This window comes from Blastomonas aquatica (assembly GCF_014639875.1).
Taxonomy (GTDB): Bacteria; Pseudomonadota; Alphaproteobacteria; order Sphingomonadales; family Sphingomonadaceae; genus Blastomonas; species Blastomonas aquatica.
In genome coordinates, this window is the sequence record NZ_BMGD01000002.1 from 150022 (window position 1) to 165109 (window position 15088).

Below are 15088 nucleotides of genomic sequence, written 5' to 3' on the forward strand. Positions count from 1 at the left end.
CAATTATCGTTCGATGAGCTCTCGAATCCGCGTCGCAAGCACGTCGATGGCAAAGGGTTTGGTCAGCACGTGCATGCCAGGATCCAGATGACCGTGGCTGAGCACGGCGTTTTCCGCATAGCCGGTGATGAACAGCACCTTGAGGTCCGGGCGGACGGCGCGTGCGGCATCGGCGACCTGCCTGCCGTTCAGACCGCCGGGCAGCCCAACATCCGTCACCAGCAGGTCCAGCCGCAGATCTGAATTGACCACCTTTAGACCGGCAGCGCCGTCGACCGCCTCGATTGCGGTGTACCCCAGATCGGTGAGCACCTCTGCCACCAGCATCCGCACCGTGGGCTCGTCATCGATCACCAGCACCGTTTCACCCACTTCGGCGCGCGGTGCCGGCTCGACGTCGGTTTCCATGGCTTCGGCTTCGGCGTCGCCCAGATGGCGCGGCAGATAGACGCAGACCATCGTGCCCTGATCGATCTCCGAATAGATCGAGACCGACCCGCCGGATTGTTTGGCAAAGCCGTAGATCATCGACAATCCGAGCCCGGTGCCTTCTCCAATCGGCTTGGTGGTGAAGAACGGGTCGAACGCCTTGGCGATCACGTCGGCACTCATCCCCGTGCCGTTGTCGGATACGCACAGCGAGATGTAATGACCGGGCTCCAGCCCGCGCTGCTCGGCAGTGTGTTTGTCCATCCACCGGTTGCAGGTTTCGATCGTGATGATCCCGCCCTTGGGCATTGCGTCACGCGCATTGATGCAAAGGTTCAAGATAGCGTTTTCAAGCTGGCTGGGATCGATCAGGCTGGACCACAGACCTGCTGCATTGACCGTTTCCAGCTCGATCGCCGGGCCGACCGTGCGCCGGATCAGGTCTTCCATCCCGGAGATGAGATCGTTCACATTGGTCGGCTTGGGCGCGAGCGTCTGACGGCGCGCGAACGCCAGCAACCGATGCGTCAGTGCAGCTGCGCGCTTGGCTGCCCCCTGCGCAGCGCCCACATACCGCTCGACGTCCGACGTCCGGCCTTGCGCGATCCGGATCTGCATCATCTCGAGACTGCCCGAAATACCGGTGAGCAGGTTGTTGAAATCATGCGCAAGACCGCCCGTCAGTTGCCCGACGGCATCCATCTTCTGCGCCTGGCGCAGCGCATCCTGGGCGGCAACGAGCTCGGCGGTACGCTCCGAAACCCGCGTCTCGAGCGTTTCATTCAAGACGCGCAGCTCGTCCTCGGCCCGTTTTCGCTCAGTCAGGTCAAACATGGCGCCGATCATGCGCACCGCTTCGCCATTCTGGTCGCGGAAAACGTGGCCTCGGTCAAAGACGTCAGCAAACGTCCCGTCACTGCGCCGAAACCGATATTCGGCAGTCCACTGGTCGCGGTCGCCGTCGATCACCTGTTGGATATCCCGCTCGACCCGGACCCGGTCGTCGGGGTGGATATTGGCCACCCACCAGTCGGCGGTCGGGGTAACCTGTTCGGCGGTGTACCCGAACAGCACACTGACGGCTTCGTTCCATTCAACCCGGTTCGCGCCAAGATCCCAGTCCCAGATGGCATCATTGGTCGCCTTGGCGGCGAGCCGGTAGCGCTGCTCGGTTTCACGCAGGATGGCATCGGCTGCACGTCGCTCGGTTTCATCGCGGGCAATCTTGATGAAGCCGGTAATCTTGCCGTCGGCATCGTGAAGCGGTCGAACCGAACCATTGGCAAAGAACCGCGTGCCATCGCGGCGCACGTGCCAACGTTCGTCGTTTGCGCAGCCCTTGGCGCGGGCCGTTTGAAGTTCCAGTGCTGGAATGCCCTGTTCCTGGTCTTCCGGGGTGTACAGGATGTCAACGACCTGTCCCTCGATTTCACCCGCCTGCCAGCCAAAGATGGCCTCGGCGCCAGGAGTCCAGTCGATGATCGTGTTGTCGACATCGACAGTAAAGATCGAATGGTCCTTCACCCCCTCGATGATGCGGCGGCTGCGCTCTTCGCTCTTGCGCAGCTCGGCCTGGGCACTCCGTGCCTCGGTGGCGTCGTGCCCTTCCACAAAGATGCCGGTGACCTGGCCTGCATCGTCACACACAGGCGCGTAAATGAAATCGAGGAAGTGCTCCCTTGGGCCAGCGTCCTGTTGATCTAGCACCACTTTGATCTGGTCCGCGACGAAGCGTTCGCCGGTCTGGTAGACGCGGTCGAGCAGTTCGAAGAAACCCTGACCGCTCAAATCAGGATAGGCCTCGCGAACGGATTTGCAGACAAATTCGCGGTTGCCGAACAGGCGGCGGTATGTCGCGTTGGCAAATTCGAAGATGTGGTCCGGCCCCTGGAGGATGGCGATGAAGCCTGGCGCCTGCTCGAACATCCGCCGCTGTCGCTGACTGTCGGCCTCACGGCGCCGATCGGCGAGCACCTGTTCGGTGATTTCGTTGCAAGCGCAGAACAATCCCTCGACCAAGCCATTCTTGACGATGATCGGCGTGTAGGAAAACGCAAAATGCGTCTCTTCCAGATAGCCGCGACGGTTCATCATCAGCATGATGTCGTCCATCTGGACCGGCAAGCCGCTATAGGCTTGATCGACGATCGGAATGAGGTCGTCGCGAATTTCGGACCAGACCTCCAGAAAGGGGCGGCCAAGGGCATGGGGGTGCTTGTTGGCCAGCACCGTGGCATACGCATCGTTGTAGAGCAGGACTTGATCGCTGCCCCAGGCGACGAACATGGGCTGATTTGAGCCGAGGATAACCCCAACCAGGGTCTTGAGCGGTGTTGGCCAGTCAGCCGGCGACCCTAGTCCCGTTTCTTCCCAATCGAAGTTGCGCAACAACAAGCCCAGCTGACCGCCACCTTCAAGAAAACTCTGCATTCACGACCCCGAATCATCGAGCAATCTTCTACCGGCATCCTGTCTGGATAATCGGCCCGATATGCGGTGGCGTAAACTTGCACGTTACGGACCAAAAATAGATCAGGGATTGCACTTGCGGGTTACGTGTGCCGTGTGGTTCCGTTCCCGCCAGTGGCTCCATCCGGCACCCGGCATTGGCGGTGTTTTCTGCCGTTTGGGGCTGTCTGGCGGCATGGCTGGGCAGGCCATGCGCGCCGGGCGTTGAAGATCGCTGCTGGCCCAGGCACCCGACGACGCTGACCAGGGGTGGAAATGTTTCTGCTGGCATGCAGACCTGACCGTCGTCAAAGGTGGGCAGCCACACAAACGTGGGCGGGTTTCCCAAGGCAGACGCAGATTCATGATCGAGACGATTTACCAGTTTATCGATAGCTACAGCGCGCAGATCGGCCTGGCGGTCCTTGCCCTCATTTTTGCAGCCTTCATCACCGAGCGCTTTCCTCCAGTCGTCGTCGGTGTGACGGGCGCGGCCGTGGTCATGGTGCTGGGATTTGTCTCGGTTGCCGATGTGCGGGGGGTGTTTTCAAACTCCGCGCCGCTGGCAATCGGTGCCCTGTTCGTGCTGTCGGGCGCGCTGGTACGCACCGGCGCGATCGAGGCCGTCATGGGAGTGCTCATTCGCCGGGCCGAAAGCAACCCCAAGAGGATCATGGTCGAGGTGTTCGGCGGAACCTTGGCGTCTGCGGCTTTTGTCAACAACACACCGGTCGTCATCATCATGATTCCGATCATCAAGAAGCTGGCCAAGGCGCTTGGAATATCCGCCACCCGGTTGTTGATTCCCTTGTCCTATCTGGCGATCCTGGGTGGGACGCTGACGTTGGTGGGAACATCGACCAACCTTCTGGTCGATGGCGTCGCCCGCGAGCTCGGCCAGCCTGCCTTTGGCGTGTTCGAGATCACCGGCGTGGGCCTGCTGACCGCGCTCACCGGCGCGCTGACCTTGCTGCTGCTGGGGCCAAGGCTTCTGCCGGACCGTCCAGAGAATGCGCCTGCAGACAGCGAGGCCCACGAATGCCTTTCCGAGCTGCTGGTCCAGCAGGATTCGGACATGATCGGCAAGGTGATCGCGGACATAGCTGCCCTGAAGCCTGAACGGGCACGCCTGCTCGGGTTGAAGCGTCAGGGGCAGTTTATTCGCAGGGGCTATGAGGACACCGTGCTCGAATCTGGCGACCGGTTGGTGATCTCTGCATCGCCGCATGAACTGGCCGCATTTGCGTCGGGCACAGGGTTCCAGACCGGTCTTGCTGGCCTCGGGGGAGGGCTGGCACTGCACGGTGAAGAGCGTCCCGAGGATGTGACGCTGTATGAAGCCACGATTGCCCCCACCCACCCGAGCATCGGTCGGCAGCTCAACGAAATCCCGATGCTCTCACGCCTGCGGATTCGCATTCTGGGGATTTCACGCGGGCGTCATCTGCCCGGTCCCGATCTTGCCACCGCACGGCTGCGCGCCGCCGACACATTGCTGATTGCAGCGCGACCTGCAGAACTTGCGCGGCTGCAGGAAAATATTCATCTTGCTGGAATCTCCACGGCCAAGGCGACCCCGTATCGCCGCGCCAAGGCCCCGATTGCGGTGCTGACGCTCCTGGTAACGGTGTTTGCAGCGGCCATGGGCGTCATGCCCATCGAGGGTCTTGCGATCATTGGTGTTGCAGTCGTCCTGATCACCAGGACGATCGACCCTGCCGAAGCCTGGGCCGCGATCGATGGCAGTCTGCTCGTCCTCATCTTCGCGATGCTCGCGATCGGTACGGGATTCCAGAATGCCGGGAGTGTCGATCTGATCGTCGGATTTGCAGCGCCTCTGTTGAGCACCGCGCCGATGTTTCTGCTGATCCTGGCAGTCTATACCCTGACATCGCTGCTCACCGAAACGGTGACCAACAATGCCGTCGCGGTGGTGTTGACCCCGATCGTTATCGGTATCGCAGCCAATGTCGGGATCGATCCGCGGCCATTGCTGGTTGCTGTCATGCTAGCCGCTTCGGCAAGCTTTGCGACCCCGATCGGTTATCAGACCAACACGATGGTTTATGCCGCTGCGGATTATAGGTTTGCCGACTTCTTGAAAATCGGGATCCCGATGAATGTCATTGTCGGCTTCGCAGCCTCCGCCGCGATCTATTTCATCTTCTGATGCAGATCAGGGACGGCAACGGACACCGCATGATCGCGCCAGACATCGCCAACCATCGCCACAATCACATCGGCTGATTGCGTTCAGCCTGTCCTACCGATCGGGCCTGCTATCGCAGATTGAGGCCCCGGCAAGCAAAACTATCTTGCCAACTAAAATAGTTGAGATTAGCTCTATGGGCGTGGGCCATGCTGCATGCAGCCGGTCCACACCAGGTTTCATAGGGGTTTTAACGATGCCACCTTCAAAACTGCCCGGGTCGCTTGCTGACGCGCAGCGCGACATTCCGATCGCTGCAATCGCCGATGCCATTTCAAAGCTCCGCTTCGGCGCGGTGGTGCTGACCGTGCACGATGGCAAGCTGGTCCAAATGGACGTGACCGAGCGCCAGCGCTTTAGCTGATCGTCATTTTTGAATTCCCTCGACTGCCGGGACCGGGACACCGGACCGGCGTTTTTCTGAGGTCACGCTTTGTGCAACAGCCATACAGCCGTGCCGACCGGACAGCCGGAAGCACTTCCATCGTTGGGGGTCTTTCCAAATGTCCATTTCCTTTACTGCGCGCACCTCCGTTGCTGCGCTGGCCTTCGCGCTTGCGTCTCAGGCTCCGGCAATCGCTGCTGACACCCACGGCGCCGCGGCCGAAGCCGCATCCGAAGCAGACGTGCAGGCCGATGCCGTCGCAGAAGCCGAGCAGCAGCCCGACAACGTGATCATCGTGTCTGCCCGGCGTCGCGACGAATCCTCGCAAGACGTGCCGATCGCGCTCTCCGTCGTCGATGTCACCACGCTCGACAACACTGGCAGCTTCAACGTCAGCCGCCTGACGCAGCTCCAGCCGACATTGCAGTTCTACTCCTCCAACCCGCGCAACTCGGCGATCAACATCCGCGGGCTCGGCGCGCCGTTCGGTCTGACCAACGATGGCATCGAGCAGGGCGTGGGCATCTATATCGACGATGTGTTCGTCGGCCGGGTCGCGGTGGCGACGCTCGATTTCCTCGATATCGCGCAGGTTGAGACGCTGCGCGGGCCGCAGGGCACGCTTTACGGCAAGAACACGACGGCAGGCGCGATCAACATCACCTCGAAGGAACCGAGCTTCGATTTCGAGGGCCGCGCCGAGGTCACCGCAGGCAATCTTGAGTTCCGCCAGGCCAAGGCGTCGGTCTCCGGGCCGCTGTCGGATAATCTGGCGGTGCGCTTCGGGGTTGCGACCACCGATCGGCGGGGCACGATCTTCAACGTCGCCACCGGCACCAACGTGAATGAGCTGAACAATTTAGGGGTTCGCGGCACGCTGCTGTGGAAGCCGAGCGATTCCCTCAAGGTGACGCTGGCGGGCGACTACAACCGCCAGAACCCCGAATGCTGCGCGCAGATCTATGCGCGTTACGGCAGCACCCAGCGCCCCGCCAACCGCCAGTTCCCCGCACTGTCGGCCGCGTTCGGCTATGCCCCGCCCAGCCTCAACGCGTTCGACCGGGTTACCGATGTCGATGCTGAACTCAGCGCCAAGAGTATCCTGGGCGGCGCATCGCTCAAGGTCGAATGGGATGTCGGGCCCGGCACGCTGACCTCGGTTTCCGCCTGGCGGTTCTGGGACTGGACCCCGTCGAACGACCGCGACTTCACCGGCCTGCCGATCACGCTCAAGGTCAACAACCCCTCGCAGCAGGAACAGTTCACGCAGGAAGTGCGCTATGCCGGATCCTTGGGCGACCGCGTCGATTTCGTCGCAGGCGTGTTCGGCTTCTACCAGACGATCGACACGCAGGGCATCCAGGAGCAGGGGCCGGCCGCCAGCCGCTGGCTGCTCAACCCGACCAGCCCGCTTGCCAACAATCCCGCCGTGCTGAACGGGCTTGTTGCGAACAACACCATCGGCTTCAAGAACACCAGCGTCGCCGCATTCGGCCAGCTCAGCTGGAAGGTCACCGATGCCCTGACCATCCAGCCAGGCATCCGCATCAACTACGACAAGAAGACCGGATCGTACAACTCGGTGGTGACCGGGACGGCATCGAACGGCACGCGGCAGTTGGTGACCTTCAACGGCCCGTTCGCGAATGATCCGTGGATCGTCGCGCAGCGCGGGGTGCTCGCTCCGCAATTCTTCGAGCCCGAGTTCAGCGACTGGAACCTGTCGTACGACCTGACCCTGGCCTATCGCGTGTCCGACGATGTCCGCGCGTATGCAACCTATGCCAAGACCTTCAAGACCGGCGGCATCAACCTGTCGGGCGTGCCCAATGATGCGGCGGGCAACCCGCTGCTCGCTGCCGGATCGGTCGCGCCCGAAAAGGTCGATCATTTCGAGGTGGGCTTGAAGACCCAGTTCTGGGATCGTCGCGCAACACTCAACCTCGCCGGCTTCTGGACCGAGATCGGCGACTATCAGGCGACGGTCAACAACGGCCAGTTGGGCGTGCTGCGCGGCTATCTCGCCAATGCGGGCAAGGTGCGGGTGCGCGGGATCGAGGCGGATTTCAGCGTGCGGCCCTCGGAGCGGTTCACCGCCTATGTCAGTGGCGCTTATACCGACCATGAATATGTCCGCTTCGTCGACGCGCCATGCCCGCCCGAATTGGCCGGCGGTACGACGGTGACGGGAACCCAGGTCCCCGGAGCTCCCGGGGTGCCAGGTGCGCTCAGCCCGGCCAACTGCGATATCTCGGACCAGTGGCTGCCCGGTATCTCGAACTGGGCGTTTTCGTATGGCGCAGAGGCCAATGCGCCGGCCTCGATCTTCGGGCTCGACGGCTTTGCCTATATCGGGTTCGACGGCAACTACCGCTCCAAATTCTCGTCGAACCCTTCGCGCTCGATCTACACCGACATCGATGGCTATGCGCTTACCAACTTCCGGCTGGGCTATCGCACCGATGACGGGCTCAACGTCTTCGCCTGGGTGCGCAACGCCTTTGACGTGAACTATTTCGAGCAGCTCGCGGCCAACACCGGCGGCAACACCGGCCTGATCGCCGGACAGCCCGGCGACCCGCGCACCTTCGGCCTGACCCTTGCCTCCAGCTTCTGACCCCTCCAGCCAAGAAAGGGACCAGACATGCTGGACCTGAGTATCCTGAACCCCGCCGATATCTGGCCCTTCGTCCTCGCGGGCTTTGCCGCGCAGATGGTGGATGGCGCGCTGGGGATGGCGTTTGGCGTCATCTCCAGCACGCTTTTGGTCTCGGTGCTGGGCGTGCCGCCCGCACAGGCTTCGGCGGGCGTCCATCTGGCCGAGGTGTTTACAACCGGTGCCTCGGGGCTCAGCCATGCCTGGCAGCGCAACATCGACTGGAAGCTGTTCGGTCGGCTGGTGCTGCCGGGCGTTGGAGGCGGTATCGTGGGCGCGTACATCCTGTCCAGCATCGACGCGGATATCGCCCGTCCGCTGGTGATGGCTTACCTTGCGGGCGTCGGCGTTCTACTGCTGTACCGCGCCTGGAAATTCCCGCCGAACAAGTTCAAGGATCCGCGCATCGTCGCGCCGCTGGGTGCTGCGGGCGGGTTTCTGGATGCGGCGGGTGGCGGCGGCTGGGGGCCGGTGGTGACCTCGAATCTGCTCATACAGGGCAGCGAACCGCGCAAGGTGATCGGTACGGTGAGCGCATCGGAGTTCTTTCTCACCGTTTCGATCTCGGTAACGTTCATTCTGACACTGGGCTTCGAGGCGTTCACCAATGCAACCATCGGCTTGCTGATCGGCGGGGTGCTCGCCGCGCCATTCGGGGCGCTGTTGGCCAAGCGGGTCAAGCCGCGTGCGCTGTTGCTGCTGGTGGGCGCCGTGCTGACTGTCACCAGCATGTTCAGCATCTACAAAGCCCTGGTTTGATCAACCGGCCGCTTTGGCGGTGCGCCATGACTGGCACCCGTTTCTCAATCGTCCAGGGCGTGAGAAACGGGTGCCAGCGGCGGATATTGCTAGGTGGTCATCATTAGAACTGGGCGCGAACCCCGAAGTTGATCGAACGCCCGAAGGTATGGATTTCGGTAAAATCCTCCTTCGTCCCGGCATAGGATACCTGGCGTTGGTTCAGCACGTTCACGGCTTGCGCAAACAGTTCGACATTGGGGCGAAGCTTGAAGCTGGTTCCGATATCGAGAATGCCGAAACCATCCTGAAAATTGGCCACCACATCGTCTGGCGTCGGCAAGGATGTGACCACCGCTCCGGCGTCGGTCATATAGTTGCTGCGATAGGTGTAGCTGGCGTTGATCTCAAACGGCCCGCTTTCGAAGAACGGGGTGATCGAATAGCTGACATCCGAAATCCCCTTGATGCCTGCGGTCTGGACGCCGACGTCGAGGCGGTCGAGGGTAAGCTTGGATGAAGCGAACGTTGCGGTTGCCGTGATGCCCAGGCCAAAAGGCAGCTTGTTGGTATAACCGAACTCGACACCGCGGATTTTGGCGTTGCCGACATTGACCGGGCTGGCAACCAAGATATCGACCGGCAGCGTGGTGCCGTTGCTCACCGCAAAAGCCAGCGATCGGACCTCGAAGTCGGAGGCGATGTAATCGGTCACGTCCTTGTAGAAGACGGCCGCGGTCAGTGCGCCGAACTCATCGAAGTACCATTCAAACGACGCATCAAAGTTCCACGAGCTGTATGGCTTCAGATTGGGATTTCCAGCCGATCCCTGAAAATTCAGCGTCGTGTCGTTGAGCGCTGCGGCGCCTTCGTTGAAGATGCGCGCCACGGTCAGGCTATTGGTGCCGACCGAATTGCGAAGCTCCGACAAAGATGGCTGGGTCATGGTGCGGGCAACGCCGAGCCGCAGCTGAACGTTATCGCGAAACTTGATGGTCGAATTGAAGCTGGGCAACCACTCGGCATAATTTGCGCGGGTCGTTTGCGGAGTGACCATGGTGGTCACGGCCCCCGCCGCGTTGCGTACCGGCGACACGGTTGTGCCGTCGACTTCGGTCGCCACGCGCACATAGCGTATGCCGATATTGCCGGTGACCGGAAAATCGCCAATCGCCGAGGCGAAATCCAGTCGCCCATAGCCGGCGACAATTTCCTCACCGATCCGATAGGAGTTCTGCAGATCCGCTGCGGTGGCGACGAGGTCTTTGGCGCTGGGGTTCACGCCATCGAATTCGTTGGGCAGCACATAGGAACTGTTGAACAGTTCCCAATCGACATTGGTCCACGGCTGAAATGTCCCGATCGACTGGTTGAAGGCATTCGACGGCACAGGGAAGCTCAGGAAGGCGTCGGTGCGTGTGACACCGGGACGCAATACGGTGGAACTGCGATCGCGACGTTGATAATCGCGCGTGCGGTCCGAATATTGGCCGCCAAAGCGCAGGCTGGTAAACCGCAGGTTGCCAATGCCGAAATCGGTTTGCCGGAACATGTTGAGCACCGCTGTGGTGTCTTCATCCTTCGAGTTGATCGGGCGGATCTGCAGCGATTCAAACGGCATCAGCGCGGGGTTGGTGAGGTCCAGATCGGTGAACAGGGCAGGCACCTTGGCCTTGCTCGCCACGTCGCCGCGAAAGTCGAAGGTGACATTGCCGCCCCGACCGCTGCCGGTGCGGAATTGCGCCCGCTGGATGGGAGTCTCCAGGTCGCTGAGCGCACGCGAATAGCTCAGCCGCGGTTCGATCTTCCAGCCCGCCAGGTCCAGCCGCACGGTGCCGTTGAGCTGGAGGTTCTGGTGCGACTGATCCAGAAACTCGCTGTAGTTGCGGATGCGGCCACCACGGATGGTGCCGGCAACCAGCCGGCCGTCCTCGACCACGGCGCTGGAAACGTCCAGGCGCGAAATCTCCGAGTTGATAAAATAGGTGAGGCGGCGCTCGTAGGTTTCGTTGTTGAACTGCGACAGCAACGCGTCGAAGTCGAACTCGACGTTCGAGGAAGGTCGCCATTGCAGGCCAAAGACGCCGCTGATCCGTTCGCGGTCTTCCAGTTCGAGATAGGGTTGCGCATCGAACGGTGCCCGGACGGTACCGAGACCCGCGACCGCAACATCAACCCAGCCGGTGCGCAGACGATCGAATTGCACTTCGCGGCGCGAGTAGGAGACGCCGGCGAGTATGCCGAAGGTTTCGTCCGCGTTGCGCCAGCCCGCCGCGATCGAGCCATTGGGATTGACCGTATCGGTGCGTTCTTCAAAACCGGCGTGCGCGCTTGCCGCGACGAACGTGCCCCGGTCCAGCGGGTTGATGAGGCGAATATCGACATTGGAGCCGACACCGTTTTCAACCAGATCGGCCGTGGGCGATTTGGTAATGACGATGCTATCGATCAACGACGCGGGCAGCACCTGCAGGCGAAACTGGCGACCCGACTGGCCCGAATTACGAATATTCTCGTTATATGCCAGCGGCATTCCGTTGAAGGTCACCGCCTGGAAATTGGGACCGAGACCGCGCACGGAAATGAACTGGCCTTCGCCAGCTTCACGAACGATCGTGACTCCTGGCACGCGCTGCAGCGCTTCGGCAATGTTGAATGCTGGCAGCTTGCCGATGTCGGCGGCGACCACGGCATCGGAGGTTGAATCTGCCTCGCGCTTGAGATCCAAGGCACGCGCAATGCCTTTGGAAAAGAAGGCGGTGACGACAATTTCCTTTTCCGTGTTCACGCCATCGGCTGCTGCCCCCTGCGGCGCGCGGCGGGCGTCGGATGCCGAACGAATGATCAGTGCGCCGCTGGCATCGCGGGTTACGGTGAGCTGGGTGCCCTTGATCAGCCGGCGTACAGCGGTCTCAGCGTCGAATTCGCCAACCAGCGATGGCGCGCGCAGTCCTGCCACAGTGGCCCGGGTAAACAGGATGTCGGTGCCGCTGTCTCTTGCCAGCTGCTCCAGCGCGCGATCCATCGGCTGCGCAGCGATAGCAATCTGGACCCGGCGGGTCGCGTTCTGCGCCTCGGCAACGCCGCTGATGGACGTAGCTGAAAGCGCGAGCGCAAGTGCAACCGATCGGCACAGGTGCCGTTTGAAATTCGTCATCGTGATTGTCCCCCGTCATCGCTCCCATCGAGCGTCACATACCCGACGATGGCCAGACGATTTTCCTCAGCTGCCTTGAAAAAAAATCAGCTGACAGAGGAAATGGAGACGGAGTCCGGGGTTGCTCGAACGCGGATGGACAACAGCACCGCAAGCGATTGCGCGAAGGCTTCCGGATCACCGACGCGATAAACACCGCTGACCCTCAGCCGGCCTGCCTCGGGATCGGATATCACCAGGGGCCGCTGGGAGTAGCGATTCATCTCGGCGACAGCGGTTGCAAGCGGCTCATCGCGGAAAGCCAGCCTGCCGGCCTGCCACGCGGTCAGGTCGCCCAGCTCCGGGCGGTCCATCTGATAGCCATGGTCCTGCGCCACTGAGACGCGTTCGCCGACCCCGATATCGACGACAGCCGGGTGCCCAACAGCAGAGATGCGTGCGCGCCCTGCCAGCGTCGTCAACGCTATCGCATCGCCATCGCGCCGCACATCGAGACGCGCAGCGCGGGACAAGGCACGCCGCCTACCCGCATCGATAACGAATGGCCGGGGATCGGCCGCGATCTCGACATCGATCCGGCCCGCGATCAGCAAAAGCGTCCGCAAATCGGTTTCGGCAACGAATCGGATGCTGGTGGCGGTATCGAGGATCACCCGGCTGCCATCGCCCAGCACGACGCGGCGTTGCTCGCCGACTGCGGTTTCATACTCGACGGCGCCAGCCTCTTGCCAGCCCAGCGTTGCAGCGCCCGTCACCGCAACGACCGCAGTGCCAGCCAGCACCATGCGACGTGACAGTGCAGGCGATGGCGCACGCGGCTCCTGCGCCAAGCCGCCCAGCGAATCCCAGATAGCAGACGTGCGCTCGAAGGTTTCGGCGTTGCGGGGATCGGCAGCGACCCATCTGGAAAATCCGGCTTCATCCGCTTTGCTGCGGTCATCCGCATGGAGCCTTGCCAACCAGTCTGCTGCCTGCCGGTTTGTGCTGTCGGGCTTGCCGCGGAAGATCAAGCTACCAATCCTCCATCCAATCCGTCAGGCTTTCCATGGCCGACGCGATATGTTTTTCAACGGCGCTTTGACTGATCGCGAGCGCCTCTGCAATCTCGCGATATTTAAGCCCTTCCAGCCGATGCATCAAGAGGATCTGACGCGTCCGCGGTTTCAACTGGTTCACGCCGTGGCGCAGACGTTCCAGACGGTGCCTGGCGATCAGCACTTCATCTTGAAGCGGCGTCAGGTCGGCAATCGATTCTGCGGCCTGGTCCGCCGAGATGGCAGAGCCTGTTCTTTGCTCTCGCCGGAAGGCATCGACGCCCCGGTTCGCCGCTGCCCGCACCAGCAACGCGGTGGGGTTCCTGGCGGCGATCTGCCGTTCTGCAAGGCCCAGCCAGGCATCGTGCATCAGGTCTTCGGCATCGTCGCGGTTGGTCATGCGGGCGACCTGGCCGCGCACACGCTCCCAGCCCAGTCCGATCAAGCCCGACCATGTTACCGATTCACTAGCCTTCATGCGTCGGCGTGTAGTCCGCCAGCGATACAATTCTGTGACATTCTGGAGACAGAAAAAGCAATCCAAGCTATTGGGAGCGCAGATACACCGGGTTGGAGTAGAACCACAGATCGTCCCACGGGTTCTCGCCAGCAACGTCCGGCGCGGGCTCTGCCTGGTCGGTGCTCGAGCCTCTGAGCCGCAGATAGCCGGACACATCCGGCGCTGGCATGCGGAAGCGAATGACATAGCTTTCGCCATCGCGTTGCCAGTCGGCTGCAGTGAAGCGGCGCACGACCCTTGTTGTCGGATTGCTATCCCCCTGCTGGCCATTCGCGTCCCCTGCGATCAGATCGACATGATCGACAGACACTGTCGCACCCCCGGCGTTCGCAACTGGCGATGAGCGAAAGCGAATGGTGCCCTGCAACATGGTCTTGCTGTCAACGGCAAGGCTATCCCCCATCGCCGCTGGCGTCTGTCCGGAGCCAACGGCTGCGACGGTGAATTCAAGCCGGTCGATCAGCCCACCGGTGGCGACGAACACCCGCCCGGATCGCAGCCCGTCCATGATGTCGGCGGCCTCTGGCTTGGCATAGACCCAAGTCTTGGCATATTCGCCGGGCCAGAAATCCGCACCACCTTCGCTCCAATGTCCGTGCGAATCCGATGTCGCGGTGATGGTCCAGCGCAGGCCCTGACCCAGCAACCCATCCCAGGCACCGCCCAAGGTAGCCACCATCTGGTCAAAGCCGCCCAAGGTGGGCGACCCGCCATATAGACCGCGCGACCCATGGGCCACATCCAGCCCAGACTTGGGCTGCGCTGCCTGATGCCCGGGAGCGCCTTCCATGCCGATAACGACATTTGGCGCGGCATCGTGCCAGGCGCGATATTCCGCGGGCGTATGCCGGCCCCACAAGCCTGGGCCGGTCGCTGTGCGCGATGGGTGGTTGGCAATGATGATCGGCGGTACGGGGAACTGAGCCATGAAGCGCAGGGCCTCGATCATCCGCTCCTTGGTGTTGCGCGCCGAATCATCCGGAAATGCTTCGCGCTTGCCAAAGCCAGCCTCGATCTGCCGCAGAATGTCGCGTTCGGCAGCATTGATGGGCAGGATCAGGCTGGCATGCTCGCCGCCGGGCACGTCGAATTCCATGCCGTAGAACAGTACAAGGTCGGGCAGGGCGGCGCGAGCTGCCACCACGTCGGGCCACGCCATGTCGTAGTTGAGCTGCGAATGGCCCGGACCGCCGTGATCGGTCGAAACCATCCAATCCAGCCCGAACCGGCGCGCCATCTGCGCGTTCTGCAGCACCGGATACCAGGCGTCGCCACCCAGAAGGGGTTCAGGTGGCTCGCCAGGACGCTCCGGATCGGACCGATAGCGCGCGCTGTACACGCTGTGCACATGGTGATCGCCCGCCAGCCAGCGGCGTTGGTCCTGCGGTGGAGCCTCATCCGCTTGCGCCATGGCCGACGCAGCAGCAACCGGCGCCAAGACCATGCCGAAAAGCCACCCGAAAAATCGCTGCATAACCCCAACCCCTGTGCATCGACACCAGCTTCATGTCC

9 protein-coding genes are annotated in these 15088 nt (G+C 61.9%); 4 read left to right on the plus strand and 5 right to left on the minus strand.

Annotation, left to right across the window (positions count from 1 at the left end):
• Positions 1-3 precede the first annotated feature (3 nt).
• A complete protein-coding gene (locus IEW00_RS04690) occupies positions 4-2859 on the minus strand; it encodes a PAS domain S-box protein (RefSeq protein ID WP_188513240.1) in 2856 nt (951 codons plus the stop codon).
• 382 nt (positions 2860-3241) lie between these two features.
• Between IEW00_RS04690 and IEW00_RS04695 the strand changes: the two genes are divergently transcribed.
• The 4 genes from IEW00_RS04695 to IEW00_RS04710 all read left to right on the plus strand — a co-directional run bounded on the left by IEW00_RS04695 (position 3242) and on the right by IEW00_RS04710 (position 8886).
• A complete protein-coding gene (locus tag IEW00_RS04695) occupies positions 3242-5047 on the plus strand; it encodes an SLC13 family permease (protein ID WP_188513241.1) in 1806 nt (601 codons plus the stop codon).
• A gap of 235 nt (positions 5048-5282) precedes the next feature.
• Positions 5283-5450, plus strand: a complete 168-nt coding sequence (locus tag IEW00_RS04700) for a YezD family protein (RefSeq protein WP_188513242.1) — start codon at positions 5283-5285, stop codon at positions 5448-5450.
• 139 nt (positions 5451-5589) lie between these two features.
• Positions 5590-8088 (plus strand): TonB-dependent receptor, encoded by a 2499-nt coding sequence (locus IEW00_RS04705; protein WP_188513243.1) that lies wholly within the window; start codon positions 5590-5592, stop codon positions 8086-8088.
• 27 nt (positions 8089-8115) lie between these two features.
• Positions 8116-8886: a sulfite exporter TauE/SafE family protein gene (locus IEW00_RS04710; RefSeq protein ID WP_188513244.1), complete on the plus strand. Its 771-nt coding sequence runs from the start codon at positions 8116-8118 to the stop codon at positions 8884-8886.
• Between the two features lie 103 nt (positions 8887-8989).
• Here the strand turns inward: IEW00_RS04710 and IEW00_RS04715 are convergent, their stop codons facing one another.
• The 4 genes from IEW00_RS04715 to IEW00_RS04730 all read right to left on the minus strand — a co-directional run bounded on the left by IEW00_RS04715 (position 8990) and on the right by IEW00_RS04730 (position 15050).
• Complete coding sequence (locus tag IEW00_RS04715; protein ID WP_188513245.1) at positions 8990-12022, minus strand: TonB-dependent receptor; 3033 nt, start codon at positions 12020-12022, stop codon at positions 8990-8992.
• A gap of 86 nt (positions 12023-12108) precedes the next feature.
• Complete coding sequence (locus IEW00_RS04720; protein ID WP_188513246.1) at positions 12109-13032, minus strand: FecR family protein; 924 nt, start codon at positions 13030-13032, stop codon at positions 12109-12111.
• 1 nt (position 13033) lies between these two features.
• Positions 13034-13534, minus strand: a complete 501-nt coding sequence (locus IEW00_RS04725) for an RNA polymerase sigma factor (RefSeq protein WP_188513842.1) — start codon at positions 13532-13534, stop codon at positions 13034-13036.
• 67 nt (positions 13535-13601) lie between these two features.
• A complete protein-coding gene (locus IEW00_RS04730) occupies positions 13602-15050 on the minus strand; it encodes a PHP domain-containing protein (RefSeq protein ID WP_188513247.1) in 1449 nt (482 codons plus the stop codon).
• Positions 15051-15088: the final 38 nt, after the last annotated feature.

What these genes read in the sequence shown, in the direction of transcription:
- IEW00_RS04690 (WP_188513240.1), bottom strand. Translation starts at nt 2,859, where the DNA reads ATGCAGAGTTTTCTTGAAGGTGGCGGTCAGCTGGGCTTGTTGTTGCGC.
- IEW00_RS04695 (WP_188513241.1), top strand. Translation starts at nt 3,242, where the DNA reads ATGATCGAGACGATTTACCAGTTTATCGATAGCTACAGCGCGCAGATC.
- IEW00_RS04700 (WP_188513242.1), top strand. Translation starts at nt 5,283, where the DNA reads ATGCCACCTTCAAAACTGCCCGGGTCGCTTGCTGACGCGCAGCGCGAC.
- IEW00_RS04705 (WP_188513243.1), top strand. Translation starts at nt 5,590, where the DNA reads ATGTCCATTTCCTTTACTGCGCGCACCTCCGTTGCTGCGCTGGCCTTC.
- IEW00_RS04710 (WP_188513244.1), top strand. Translation starts at nt 8,116, where the DNA reads ATGCTGGACCTGAGTATCCTGAACCCCGCCGATATCTGGCCCTTCGTC.
- IEW00_RS04715 (WP_188513245.1), bottom strand. Translation starts at nt 12,022, where the DNA reads ATGACGAATTTCAAACGGCACCTGTGCCGATCGGTTGCACTTGCGCTC.
- IEW00_RS04725 (WP_188513842.1), bottom strand. Translation starts at nt 13,534, where the DNA reads ATGAAGGCTAGTGAATCGGTAACATGGTCGGGCTTGATCGGACTGGGC.
- IEW00_RS04730 (WP_188513247.1), bottom strand. Translation starts at nt 15,050, where the DNA reads ATGCAGCGATTTTTCGGGTGGCTTTTCGGCATGGTCTTGGCGCCGGTT.